The 11734-nt window shown below is 70.9% G+C and carries 12 protein-coding genes; 9 read left to right on the top strand and 3 right to left on the bottom strand.

All coding sequences use genetic code 11. The features are described from left to right. Positions 1–17 precede the first annotated feature (17 nt). On the top strand, positions 18–332 hold the full coding sequence (locus AKJ13_RS14130; protein WP_050733916.1) for a hypothetical protein: 315 nt from the start codon (positions 18–20) through the stop codon (positions 330–332). A 368-nt stretch (positions 333–700) separates the two neighbouring features. Then, positions 701–883, top strand: coding sequence for a hypothetical protein (locus AKJ13_RS14125; protein WP_050733915.1), 183 nt, complete (start codon positions 701–703; stop codon positions 881–883). A gap of 4 nt (positions 884–887) precedes the next feature. Here AKJ13_RS14125 and AKJ13_RS14120 read toward each other — a convergent pair whose 3' ends face one another. Together AKJ13_RS14120 and AKJ13_RS14115 are read right to left on the bottom strand one after the other, a co-directional pair. After that, positions 888–1784 (bottom strand): ketopantoate reductase family protein, encoded by an 897-nt coding sequence (locus AKJ13_RS14120; RefSeq protein WP_050733914.1) that lies wholly within the window; start codon positions 1782–1784, stop codon positions 888–890. Next, positions 1781–4867: an FAD-binding and (Fe-S)-binding domain-containing protein gene (locus AKJ13_RS14115; RefSeq protein ID WP_050733913.1), complete on the bottom strand. Its 3087-nt coding sequence runs from the start codon at positions 4865–4867 to the stop codon at positions 1781–1783. The genes AKJ13_RS14120 and AKJ13_RS14115 overlap by 4 nt, the downstream gene beginning before the upstream one ends. 115 nt (positions 4868–4982) lie before the next feature. Between AKJ13_RS14115 and AKJ13_RS14110 the strand changes: the two genes are divergently transcribed. The 7 genes from AKJ13_RS14110 to AKJ13_RS33080 all read left to right on the top strand — a co-directional run bounded on the left by AKJ13_RS14110 (position 4983) and on the right by AKJ13_RS33080 (position 10745). Beyond that, positions 4983–5321 (top strand): hypothetical protein, encoded by a 339-nt coding sequence (locus AKJ13_RS14110; protein WP_050733912.1) that lies wholly within the window; start codon positions 4983–4985, stop codon positions 5319–5321. Between the two features lie 138 nt (positions 5322–5459). After that, positions 5460–7781 carry a ribonuclease R gene (rnr, locus tag AKJ13_RS14105; protein WP_050733911.1) on the top strand — a complete coding sequence of 774 codons (2322 nt, stop codon included), beginning with the start codon at positions 5460–5462 and terminating at the stop codon, positions 7779–7781. A 23-nt stretch (positions 7782–7804) separates the two neighbouring features. Further along, positions 7805–8275 (top strand): DUF983 domain-containing protein, encoded by a 471-nt coding sequence (locus tag AKJ13_RS14100; RefSeq protein ID WP_050733910.1) that lies wholly within the window; start codon positions 7805–7807, stop codon positions 8273–8275. Next, complete coding sequence (locus AKJ13_RS14095; protein ID WP_050733909.1) at positions 8226–8975, top strand: NUDIX domain-containing protein; 750 nt, start codon at positions 8226–8228, stop codon at positions 8973–8975. Before AKJ13_RS14100 ends, AKJ13_RS14095 begins: the two co-directional genes overlap by 50 nt. Continuing rightward, positions 8972–10162, top strand: coding sequence for an MFS transporter (locus tag AKJ13_RS14090; RefSeq protein WP_050733908.1), 1191 nt, complete (start codon positions 8972–8974; stop codon positions 10160–10162). The genes AKJ13_RS14095 and AKJ13_RS14090 overlap by 4 nt, the downstream gene beginning before the upstream one ends. A gap of 106 nt (positions 10163–10268) precedes the next feature. Beyond that, positions 10269–10436, top strand: coding sequence for a 50S ribosomal protein L33 (rpmG, locus tag AKJ13_RS14085; RefSeq protein WP_007565747.1), 168 nt, complete (start codon positions 10269–10271; stop codon positions 10434–10436). Positions 10437–10616: 180 nt separating this feature from the next. After that, positions 10617–10745 (top strand): hypothetical protein, encoded by a 129-nt coding sequence (locus AKJ13_RS33080; RefSeq protein WP_280137110.1) that lies wholly within the window; start codon positions 10617–10619, stop codon positions 10743–10745. 7 nt (positions 10746–10752) lie between these two features. Here the strand turns inward: AKJ13_RS33080 and AKJ13_RS14080 are convergent, their stop codons facing one another. After that, a complete protein-coding gene (locus tag AKJ13_RS14080) occupies positions 10753–11673 on the bottom strand; it encodes a LysR family transcriptional regulator (RefSeq protein WP_050733907.1) in 921 nt (306 codons plus the stop codon). Between the last annotated feature and the right edge of the window lie 61 nt (positions 11674–11734).

Genomic DNA, 11734 nt, shown 5'->3' with positions numbered 1-11734 from the left:
GCGTGAGGAGAGGCGCGATGGCGCAGGGAGACAAGGCGAAATACACCGACAAGCAGAAGCGCAAGGCCGAGCACATCGCCGACTCCTACGAGGCGCGCGGCGTGCCGGAGAAGGAGGCGGAATCCCGCGCCTGGGCCACCGTCAACAAGGATGATGGCGGCGGCAAGAAGCCGGGTGGCTCGGGCCGCGGCAAGGATACGGGACACCCGGCGGCTCACAAGGGCGGCGCCACGGGCGGCAAGGCCGCCGCCAGCCGGACACCGGAACAGCGCTCGGCCTCGGCCAGGAAGGCTGCGGCGACGCGCAAGGCGAATGCCGCCGCGAGCGCGTAGGCCGATCGTTGAACGGGCTCGTTTTATAGCCTTCGCCGCGTCGCAAGTCGGGGGGGTGAGCGTTCACGCGCTCGCTATGCTCGAGCGATGGAACACGCACTCGTCCGCGTTGCCAGCGAAGCCGACTGGCAGGTCTATCATGCCATCCGACGCCGAGTTCTGGGGCACGAGCGAGGGCGCTCCGGCTATGACGAGTCTCGTCCCGAAGAGCGGCTGTCCGATAATCATCCCCTACTGCTGACCCGAAAAACGGGCAAGGCGTCGGTACGACACGTCTGGATGGCCTGCGCGACGGCACGGGCATCGTCAGGCTTGTTGCGATTATGGGAGCGGTTCTTGGGCGAGGTCACGGCCACATACTGAGCGTGATGGTCGAGGATTACGCGCGCCGGCTTGGTATCGACACGCTGTTCGTGAATGCGGCCTTGGACGCCGAAAGATTCTATGTCGCGACCGGATGGACCCACCGCCTGACCGACGCGTCTGGCCAGTTGGGACAGTTGGAAGCGATTGTCCCGATGGTCAAAAACATCGCCCGCCGCGGCTCTTGATCCGTCAGCCTACCTCCCGCCGCTCCGCGAGCTTGACCAGCGTGTGCAGCATCCGGTTCGCCGGCGTCGGAATGCCCAGCGCCGCGCCTCTCCGCACCACATAGCCGTTGAGGTGGTCGATCTCGCTGGGCCGGCCCCGGGCGAGGTCCTGGGCCGTGGAGGAGCGCTGGTCGGCCATGCTGGTGCTGAGGGCGAGCACCGTGTCGCGGATGTCGTCGGGCACCGACACGCCTGAGGCTTTCGCCACCGCGACGCATTCCTGCACCACGTCGGTCATGGCCGCGACGACGCCCTCGCCCTGCACCAGGCGGCCGTAGGGCAGCTGGGTCAGGGCTGAGAGGGCGTTGTACGCGCAGTTCAGGATCAGCTTGCCCCAGAGCGCGTCCAGGGCGCGGTCCGAGACGGTGGTCGGGATCCCGGCCGCGTCGAACGCGGCGGCGATTCCCTGGCTCGCTGCCGAGGCGCCGAGCACCAGGTCACCCCTTCCGTTGTGGCGGACGTGGCCCGGCCGAACCACCTCGGTGGCGACGTAGACCGCCACCGGCAGCACGGGCCGCCCCAGCACGGCGCCCAGGCGCTCGGCATTGTCGACGCCGTTCTGCAGGCTGAGGATCGTGGCCGCGGGGCTGAGATGTGGAGTGATCGTCGCCCCGGCGGCTTCCGTGTCGCCCGACTTGACGCAGACCAGCACGAGATCGGCCCCGGCGACGCCTTCGCCCTCCGTCGTTGCCAGGACTGGAACCGAGGCACGCCCGGCCGCACTCTCCAGCACCAGGCCGCCGGACCGGACCGCCTCGACCAGCGCGGGGCGACCGATCAGCGTGACCGCGTGGCCGGCCCGGGCCAGCAGGAAGCCGTAATAGCAGCCAACCGCCCCGGCCCCGAGGATGGCGACCTTCATCGGGCCGAAGCCGCGGCGCGCTCGGGATGGAACGGCGCGGCGCCGGCTGCGCTCGTCCGGACGTGGTCGAGCAGGGCCTGGACCGGGTGGCGCAGCCGCACGCCGTCGACGAGCTTGACCTGCGACCGACAGGAATAGCCGTCCGCCAGCAGGGCGCCGGCGGGGGCATCGGCCACGTGGCGGGCCCAGCTCAAGCCGTAGATCGCTTCGGAGGTGGCGCGGTTGCGCGTCTCGTGGCCGTAGGTCCCGGCCATGCCGCAGCAGCCCGCGGCCGGCACATCGAGCCGCAGCCCGAGATGGGTGAACACGGCCTGCCAGTCGCGCACCGCGCCGGGGGCGTTGGTGCGCTCGGTGCAATGGGGCAGCAGTCGCAGGGTCGCGCCAACCGGCCGGGGCGCGATCCGGTCGAGCTGCGTGGCGAGCCATTCCTGCAGCATCTGGACTTTAGGCAAGTCGTCGCCGCCCAGCGCCTGGGCGTATTCCGCCCGGTAGGTCAGCGTCATCGAGGGGTCGAGGCCGACGAGCGGCACGCCCGAGCGGGCGAGCGCCCGCAGCATCGCGGCGTTGGAGCGCGCCACCGCGGCGAACCGAGCCAGGAAGCCGTGGACGTGCAGCGGCTTGCCGTTCGGCCGATAGGGCACGAGCCAGGGCTTGAAGCCGAGCGCGATCAGGAGCGCGCAGGCATCCACCACCAGGGCCGCCTCGAAATGGCTGGTGAAGGCGTCCTGCACCAGGAGTACCGCGCGCTCCCGCTCGGCCGGGGCGAGCCGGGCCAGCGCCTCCGGGGTCGCGGTGGCGACGCCGAGATCGGCGAGCCGCGCCGTGAGATCGACGGAGGAGAGGGTCGGGATCCCGACCAGGCCAACCTTGGCCAGCAGCTTCCGGGCGAGCGAATTGGCCAGGGCCGCGTTGCTCAGGCGCGGCATCCGGGCCGCGAGCGGCAGCAACGGCTCGAGCGCCGCCACCAGATGGTCCTTCAGAGGCCGGGCGTAGCGCGCGTGGTAGAGGGCCAGGAACTTGGCCCGGAAGGTCGGCACGTCGACCTTGATCGGGCAGGAGCCCGTGCAGGACTTGCAGGCGAGGCAGCCGTCCATCGCCTCCTTCACGGCGTGGGAGAAGTCATCCGCTTCGGAGCGATGCCGGAAACCACGCCGCAAAGTCGCAAAAAAGTCGGGCAGCCAGCCGGCGCGCTGGCGCTTCAGCTCGGCGGCCGGGTCGAGCCCCGCCTGGGCGACCAGGCGCAGCCACTCGCGCATCAGCGAGGCCCGGCCCTTGGGCGAGTGCCGCCGCTCCCGGGTCGCCTTCCAGGACGGGCACATCGCCTCATCCGCGTCGAAGGTGAAGCAGGCGCCGTTGCCGTTGCAGTGCAGGGCTTCGTCGAAATCCTGCCGCACCGGCGGCGGGATTGTGCGGTCCTGCTCGCCCCGGCGGGGCACGCCGTCGATCCGGGTGAGCGCACCGCCCCGGGCCGAGGCGATCTTGCCCGGGTTCATCCGGTCGCCCGGATCGAAGGCGCGCTTGACCGCCTCCAGCGCCGGCATCAGCGGCCCGAAGGTCGCGGGCACGAATTCGGAGCGGAACCCCTTGCCGTGCTCGCCCCAGAGCAGGCCGCCATACTTGGCGGTGAGCGCGACCACGCCCTCGGTCACCTCGCGGATCAGGGCGTTCTGGTTCGGGTCCTTCAGGTCGATCGCCGGGCGGACATGCAGCACGCCGGCATCGACATGGCCGAACATGCCGTAGCGCAGCCCCTTGGCATCGAGCAGCGCCCGGAACTCGGCGATGAAGTCGGCGAGCCGCTCCGGCGGCACCGCGGTATCCTCGACGAACGGGATCGGGCGCGCGTCGCCCTTGGCGGCGCCGAGCAGGCCCACCGCCTTCTTGCGCATTGTCCAGAGTTTCTCGATCGCGTCGCCGCGGGCAATGGTGAAGCCCAGACGCTTGGTCTCGGTGCCGCGCTCGCCGTCCAGCATGGCGGTGAGCCGCGCCAGGGCGGCGTCTACAGCCTGGGCGTCGTCGCCGACGAACTCCACGAGGTTGATGCCGTGGACCGGCCGACCGCCGGGATCGTCCGGGAAGAAGGCCTGCACCTCGGCCCAGATCGGGTCCTGGCGGGCGAGCCCCAGGACGGTGGAATCGATGGTCTCGACGGAGGCCGCGCCGAAGGGCAGCAGGGCCTGGGCGTCGCGGAGCGCGGCGTCGAAATCCACGTAGGAGAGCGCCACCAGCACCGAGGCCTTCGGGATCGGCAGCACGTTGAGCCGCGCCTCGGCGATCAGCGCCAGGGTGCCCTCCGAGCCGCAGATCACGCTCTTGAGGTCGAAGCGCCCGGACGCGTCGCGCAAATGGGCCAAGTCGTAGCCGGTGAGGCAGCGGTTGAGCTTGGGGAAGCGCTCGGCGATCAGCGCCGCGTTCTCGGTGACGACGGTGTCGACGGTGCGGTGGATCGCGCCGACCCGGTCGTTGCGCGCCTTGGCGGCCGCGAGCCCAGCCTCGTCCAGCGGCTCGGCGGTGCAAACCGTACCGTCGGCGAGCACGCAGGTCAGCGCCAGCACATGGTCGCGGGTCTTGCCGTAGAGGCAAGAGCCCTGCCCGCAGGCGTCGGTGGAGATCATGCCGCCGATGGTGGCGCGGTTCGAGGTCGAGAGCTCGGGGGCGAAGAACAGGCCGTGGACGGCGAGCGCCCGGTTGAGCTGGTCCTTCACCACCCCGGGCTCGACCCGGACGATGCGGCGCGCGACGTCGATTTCCAGGATGCGGTTCATGTGCCGCGAGGTGTCGACCACGAGGCCGTGGCCGAGCGACTGGCCGTTTGTGCCGGTCGCCCCGCCGCGCGGGCGGATCACGATCTCGGTGAAGCGCGGGTCGTCCAGCAGCTTGGCGATCCGCACGAGGTCGTCGCGCGAGCGCGGGAAGGCCACGGCCCCGGGCTCGACCTGATAGATCGAGTTGTCGGTGGAAAAGACCGTCCGGTCGGCGGCCGATATGGTCAGGTCGCCCTCGAAGCCGCGCAGGCGCAGCTCAGCGATCGCCGCCTCGTAGAGCGGCACGGCCTCGGTTTGGCGGGTCAGGACCGGGATCATGGAAGCGTTCTACACTGGGCGGCCCGCGAGGGAAGGTCCGCGATTATGTCGCGCCGCCCCGAAGAGCGCTGGCACTGCGCTTGCCCCGGCGGACGCGAATGCGGAGTGGATGCCCATGAACGCGAGCGTCGAACGGGTCCGGGATGCCCTGGCCGAACTGATCAAGGCGGCCCTCATCTCCGACGATGACAAAAGCCTCGCCTGCCGCGAGGCCGGGCGGGACAAGCTCGCTGCGCTGGCGGCCGACCCGCCGACAGCCGGGAGCCTGCGCATGGACGGCGCCTGGACGCTGGCGATCCAGCTGGCGGAGACGCCGGAGTTGGCACCCGAGGAGGGCCAGGTGAATCTGACGCTGCCGCGCGCCTGCCCGTTCACCTTCGACGAGATCCTGGATCCCGGCTTTGACCTGGATCTCGCGGTCGATCGCGTCCGCAAGTCCGCCTCCACGGGCTGATCGCGCCTGTTGAGGACGCACGTGCCGCCGTTGCCGCGGACCCACCGGAACCCCATCTTGGGATGACAAGACCGAATCAGCGGTCCGGCGCCCGATTTCGGGCGCACATCGTTTTCGAGAACTGTCCGGCACCACCTTTTGGCACGACGCATCAGCGCAGAGACGGCCGAGCCCGCCGCTCCCCCGCCCTTCCCCACCCGCGAGCAGATCCTCGCCTTCGTGGCGGAGGCGACCGAACCCGTCGGCAAGCGGGAGATCGCAAAGGCGTTCGGCATCAAGGGAGCGGCCAAGATCGACCTGAAGCGGATCCTCAAGGAGATCGAGGAGGACGGCGCCGTCGATCGCGGTCGCGGCGGGCTCGCGACCGCGGGCCGCCTGCCCCCGGTGGTGCTGACCGATATCCGCAGCCGCGACCGCCACGGCGATTTCCTCGCGATCCCGGTGGAATGGACCGGCACAGGCAAGCCGCCATCCATCGTGCTGACTCAGCCGCGCGGCCCGCGCAAGGGCAACCGGCCGGCCGCCGGGATCGGCGACCGCGCCCTCGTCCGGGTCGAGCGCGACGCCGAGGGCGGCTATACCGGCCGGGTCATCAAGGTCATCGGGAAGAACAAGGCCGAGATCATCGGTGTCTACCGCGCCGGCGCGCAGGGCGGCCGGATTGTGCCCGTGGAGAAGCGCTCGCAGGGCCGCGAGATCCTGATTCCGCCCGGCGAGGAGGGGCAAGCCCGGGACGGCGACCTCGTCAGCGTGTCGCTGGAGCGCGAGACCCGCTTCGGCCTGCCGCGGGGCCGGGTCCGGGAGCGGCTCGGCTCGCTCGGCTCTGAGAAGGCCGTGAGCCTGATCGCGCTGCACCTGCACAACATCCCACACGTTTTCTCCGACGCGACCCTGGCCGAGGCCGACCAGGCGGAGCCGGCCTCGCTGGCCGGCCGCGAGGATTGGCGAGACCGCCCGCTGCTCACCGTCGACCCGCCGGACGCCAAGGACCACGACGATGCCGTGATGGCGGAGCACGATCCCGACCTGGCCAATCCGGGCGGCTTCATCCTCACCGTCGCGATCGCGGATGTCGCGGCCTATGTCCGCCCCGGCTCGAGCCTCGACCGCGAGGCTTTGGAGCGGGGCAACTCGGTCTACTTCCCCGACCGCGTCGTGCCGATGCTGCCGGAGCGGATCTCGAACGACCTCTGCTCCCTGCGCGAAGGCGAGGACCGCCCGGCCATCGCGGTCAGGATGGTGATCACCGCCGACGGCGAGAAACGTCGCCACACGTTCCACCGGGTGATGATGCGCTCCCGCGCCAAGCTCGCCTACGCGCAGGCGCAGGCCGCCATCGATGGCCAGCCGGACGCCGCCACAGGGCCGCTGCTCGAGCCGGCGCTCCGCCCGCTCTGGACGGCCTATGCCGCCCTGCGCGAGGCGCGCGACCGCCGCGGCCCGCTCGCCCTCGACCTGCCCGAGCGCAAGGTTCTGCTGTCGCCCGAGGGCGCGGTCGACCGGGTGATCGTGCCGGAGCGCCTCGACGCGCACCGGCTGATCGAGGAGTTCATGATCCAGGCCAACGTAGCCGCCGCCGAAACCCTGGAGGCGGCCAAGCAGGCGCTGATCTACCGGGTCCACGACGAGCCGGCGCAGGAGAAGATGCAGGCTCTGGGCGAGGTCCTGGCCTCGGTCGGCATCAAGCTGCCCAAGGAGGGCGCGCTGCGCCCCGCTTTGTTCAACCGCATCCTCGGATCGGTGGCGGGCAGCGAGCACGCGACCTTCATCAACGAGGTGGTGCTGCGCTCCCAGGCGCAAGCGGTCTATGCCGCGGAGAATCTCGGCCATTTCGGGCTGAACCTGCGCCGCTACGCGCATTTCACCTCGCCGATCCGGCGCTACGCCGACCTGATCGTCCACCGGGCGCTGATCACCGCCTGCCGTCTCGGCTCCGACGGCCTGCCGGCGGCGGTGTCCCTGGGCGAGCTCACCCAGATCGGCGAGCAGATCTCGGCGGCAGAACGCCGCGCCATGGCGGCCGAGCGCGAGACCATCGACCGGCTGATCGCACATCACCTGGTCGACCGGATCGGCGCGACCTTCGCGGGCCAGATCGCGGGCGTCACCCGGTCGGGCCTGTTCATCAAGCTCGACGAGACCGGGGCGGACGGGTTCGTGCCGATCTCGCAGCTCGGCGCCGACTATTTCCGCCACGAGGAGGCCCGCCACGCCCTGGTGGGCGAGCGCAGCGGCGAGACCTTCCGGCTCGGCGACCGGGTCGAGGTCCGTCTGGTGGAGGCCGCACCGGTGGCCGGCGCGCTGCGCTTCGAGCTGCTCAGCGAGGGCAAGACCCGCGCCGGGTCCGGCAAGGAGAGCGGCGGCCGGAAGTCCGGTGGCCGCCCGTTCAAGGCCGCGCCCTCGGGTCGTCCGCCCGGCATCCGCAACTCCGGTACGCGCCATCGCGGCTCGCGCCGGTGACCCGGGCGGTGTAGACCCTGGACATGGCCACCGACGCGATTCCCGTGCGCACCCGCCTGATCCCCGCGATGGCGCGCGGCTTCATCGGCCGCTGCCCGTATTGCGGCCAGGGCCGGATCTTCGGGCGCTTCCTCAAGGTGCGTCCGGAATGCGACGTCTGCGGCCTGGAGCTGCACCATCACCGGGCCGACGACCTGCCGCCCTACGTGGTGATCTTCATCGTCGCCCACGTGGTCGGCTACCTGATCCTGGAGACCGAGAGCGCCTACGACGTCCCCCTCTGGGTCGAGATGGGCGTCTGGCCGGTCTTCACGCTCCTGTTCGCCCTCGTGCTGCTCCAGCCGGTCAAGGGCGCCGTCGTCGGGCTGCAATACGCCCTTGGCATGCACGGCTTCGCCACGTTACCGCGGGGCGGCCCCGTCTCGGGGCTGAAGGAGACACGCCTTGCCGCAGCCGGAGCCGCAGCAGGAATCCGAGATCCCGACCAGCCCTGAACGGACACCCTCCCCGGCGCGCCTGCGCCCGCGGGACGCCGCGACCCTGATCGTGCTCGACCGGCGCGGCAAGGGCGGCCCGAAGGTCCTGATGGGCCGCCGCAACCCGCGGCTCGCCTTCATGCCGGGGCAGTTCGTGTTCCCGGGCGGCCGGATCGAGCTCGGCGATCGCCACATGCCGGTGGCCGGCGCCCTGCCCGACTATGCCGAGGCCGCGCTGACCCGCCAGGTCTCCCGGCCGCCGCATCATCTCGGCCGGGCGCTGGCCCTCGCCGCCATCCGGGAGACCTACGAGGAGACCGGCCTGCTTCTGGGCACGCGCGAGCACGGCGCTCCCGAGACCGCCCCGGCGGGCTGGGAAGCCTTCGCCCGCCACGAGATCCTGCCGGACCTCGAGGCGCTGCACCTCGTGGCCCGGGCGATCACCCCGCCCAAGCGCGTGCGCCGGTTCGACACGCGGTTCTTCGCCGTGGACCGCCGGATGGTCGCGGCCGAGGAGCCGGGCCGGGTGAGCCCGGATTCCGAGTTCACCGAGCTCGCCTGGGTCCGCCTCGACGCGGCGCGCAAGCTCGACCTGCCGTTCATCACCCGGGCCATCCTCGATGATCTCGAGGCGCAGATCGCCGTCGATTTCGCGCCCTACCGGATGATCCCCTTCCACTACGAGCGCTACGGGCGCCGCGAACGAGTTGCGTTGTGAATGTTTCCGAGAGGCCGGACCGGATCGTCGCGGGAAGCGGGATCGGGCCGGACACCGTGGCGGCGATCACCGCCGCCATCGCCTGCGTCACCGTGGTCGGGATCGGGCTGAGCCTTTCGATTCCGCTCCTGTCGATCGAGCTGGAGCGGCGCGGCGCGTCGAGCACGCTGATCGGGCTCAACACCGCGGTCGCCGGCATCGCCAGCATCTGCACGGTGCCGTTCGTGCCCCGGCTTGCCGCGCGGATCGGCGTCGCGCGGCTGCTCTGCCTGGCGCTGGTCGTGGGGGCGGTGAGCCTGGCGGCCTTCCCGATCCTGCCGGGCATCGCCCTGTGGTTTCCCCTGCGCTTCGTGTTCTCGGCGACGCTGGGGGCGCTGTTCGTCCTGTCCGAGTACTGGATCAACGCCGCCGCCCCGCCGGAGCGTCGCGGCCTGGTGATGGGCATCTACGCCACCGTGCTGGCTGCGGGCTTCGCGGTCGGCCCGGCCCTTCTGGCGCTGGTCGGGACCGAGGGCCTGGCGCCCTACCTGACCGGCGCCGGCCTGATGCTGGCCGGCGGCTTGCCGATCGTCCTCGCCCGGGGGCTTTCGCCGACGATCGCGCACGGATCCGGCCGCAGCATCCTCGCCTATCTGCGCTTCGCCCCCGGGGCGCTGCTCGCCGCGCTCGCCTACGGCGCGGTGGAGACCGGGATCTTCGCGATCCTGCCGCTCTACGGGTTGCGCCTCGGCTACGACGCGCAGGGCGCGGCCGGCCTCGTCAGCCTGATCGCGCTCGGCAACGTGCTGTTCCAGATCCCGTTCGGCTGGCTCGCCGACCGGTTCGACCGGCGCGCCGTGCTGCTCGGGGCGAGCCTCGGCGGTGCGGCGGGCTCCGCCCTGATCCCGCTGGCGTCGGGATCGCCGGTGGCGCTCGGCCTCATCCTGTTCGCCTGGGGCGGTATCGCTGGCACGCTCTACACGGTCGGCCTGACCTCCCTGGGCGACCGTGTGCCGGCCACGGATCTCGCAGGCGCCAACGCGGCCTTCGTGGTGCTGTACAATGTCGGCCTGATGCTGGGACCGCCCCTGATCGGCGGCGGCCTCGACCTGGTGCCGCCGCACGGCTTCGCCTGGGCGCTGCTCGCGTTGTTCCTCGCCTTCTCCGTGAGCCTCGTCACGATGGAGCGCAGGGGCGCCCGGTCTTGACCTGAACCGCCCGATCGGGCATTGACCCGCCCGTATTCGGCCGGGCTTTCCCGGCCATTTGCGTTTCGCTCACGCGGAATGCCGCACCCTGCAGGAGCGCCGCGCCATGGCCAAGGCCGTCACCGTCAAGATCAAGCTCATCTCCACCGCCGACACCGGCTACTTCTACGTCACCAAGAAGAACTCCCGCACGCAGACCGAGAAGCTGACGATGCGCAAGTACGACCCGGTGGCGCGCAAGCACGTCGAGTTCAAGGAAACCAAGATCAAGTAAGTCTTGATCAAGTAAAGGCTCGCGGCCGCCCTCAGGCCGCAGCCGATCCGACAAGCCGCTCCGGGAACGGGGCGGCTTTTTCTATGCGCGGACGGGTCGGAGGGCGGCTTCAGACCAGCGTCGCACCTTACCGGGGCTCCCAGTGTCCGGCTTCGGCCGATTCGGGCGGCAGAGCGCGCGATGTCGAGAATGCTGCTGATGGCGCTGACCGTCCTGGCGATCCTGGCGGCTCGCTGCGTCCTGAAGCTGCCGCTCCTGCCCTATCGCGCTGCCCGCCTCCTGCTGCGGGGCCTCTCGGTACCGGCCTGAGCGGCCCTCATGGGCCGGGCATCGCCCCGGCGAGGTCCGGGTCCAGCGTCCGTGCCAGGGTCCGGGCGATGGCGACGAGCGCGGTCACCATCGGGGTCGAGGGCTCGCGGCGCGGGGCGACGAGGCCGATCGTGTGCTCCAGGTCCGGCGCGGTGATCGGGATCGCCCGCACCCCCGCCATCGGCCCGAGGGCGTCGACCAAGATCTCCGGCATGATCGAGGCCCAGCGCAGGGTGCGCACATGGGTCATCAGCACGATCATCGAATTCGATTCCAGGGTCGCGGCCGGCTCCGCACCGGATTCGCGGATCTGCTGGTCGATGATCCGCCGGTTCTGCATGTTCGGGGTCAGCAAGCAGAGCGGCAGGCGGCCGGTCTCGGCCCAGGTGACGCTGGCGCGGCCGTCGAACGGGCCGCCATCGGCCGTGACCAGGCGGTAGCGCTCCCGGTAGAGCGGCACGGACACGACTCGGCCCAAAGGCTCGTTGTCGAGATAGGTCAGGCCGGCATCGGCCTCCAGGTTTTCGATCAGCGAGAAGATGTCGGTGGAAGCGGCGGATTCGACCGTGAGCCGCACGTCCGGGTGGCGCTCGCGATAGGGCGTCGTGAGGTCCACAATCATCGGTAGGGCCGTGGGAATCGCGGCGATGCGCAGGTGCCCGGCCAGGCCGCGGCGCAGGCCGGTGACCTCCTCGTGCATCGCCCGCGCGTCGGCCACGATCCGGCGCGCCCAGGCCAGGACCCGCTCACCCTCCGGGGTGAAGCCCTGGAAGCGCGAGCCGCGCAGCACGAGCTGCACGCCGAAGCGGTTCTCCAGCTGCTTTACGCCGGCCGAGAGGGTCTGCTGCGTCACCCCGCAGGTCTCGGCCGCGTGGCCGAAATGCTGCTCGCGGGCGAGCGCGAGCAGAAAATCCAGCTTGTCGATCACGGGGGCATTCCGAACGACTCATGCCGGCACGCTTTGGCATGCCAGAACGTAATCACCCACC

The sequence above is a fragment of the Methylobacterium sp. ARG-1 genome (assembly GCF_001262595.1).
GTDB classification, from domain to species: Bacteria; Pseudomonadota; Alphaproteobacteria; order Rhizobiales; family Beijerinckiaceae; genus Methylobacterium; species Methylobacterium brachiatum.
The sequence above is the reverse complement of the archived record's forward strand: the minus strand, read 5'-3'. Positions and strand labels throughout refer to the sequence as shown.

Excerpts from the sequence above, each read along its gene's own strand:
- AKJ13_RS14130 (WP_050733916.1), top strand. The coding sequence starts at position 18 with ATGGCGCAGGGAGACAAGGCGAAATACACCGACAAGCAGAAGCGCAAG.
- AKJ13_RS14125 (WP_050733915.1), top strand. The coding sequence starts at position 701 with ATGGTCGAGGATTACGCGCGCCGGCTTGGTATCGACACGCTGTTCGTG.
- AKJ13_RS14120 (WP_050733914.1), bottom strand. The coding sequence starts at position 1,784 with ATGAAGGTCGCCATCCTCGGGGCCGGGGCGGTTGGCTGCTATTACGGC.
- AKJ13_RS14115 (WP_050733913.1), bottom strand. The coding sequence starts at position 4,867 with ATGATCCCGGTCCTGACCCGCCAAACCGAGGCCGTGCCGCTCTACGAG.
- AKJ13_RS14110 (WP_050733912.1), top strand. The coding sequence starts at position 4,983 with ATGAACGCGAGCGTCGAACGGGTCCGGGATGCCCTGGCCGAACTGATC.
- AKJ13_RS14100 (WP_050733910.1), top strand. The coding sequence starts at position 7,805 with ATGGCCACCGACGCGATTCCCGTGCGCACCCGCCTGATCCCCGCGATG.
- rpmG (WP_007565747.1), top strand. The coding sequence starts at position 10,269 with ATGGCCAAGGCCGTCACCGTCAAGATCAAGCTCATCTCCACCGCCGAC.
- AKJ13_RS33080 (WP_280137110.1), top strand. The coding sequence starts at position 10,617 with ATGTCGAGAATGCTGCTGATGGCGCTGACCGTCCTGGCGATCCTGGCG.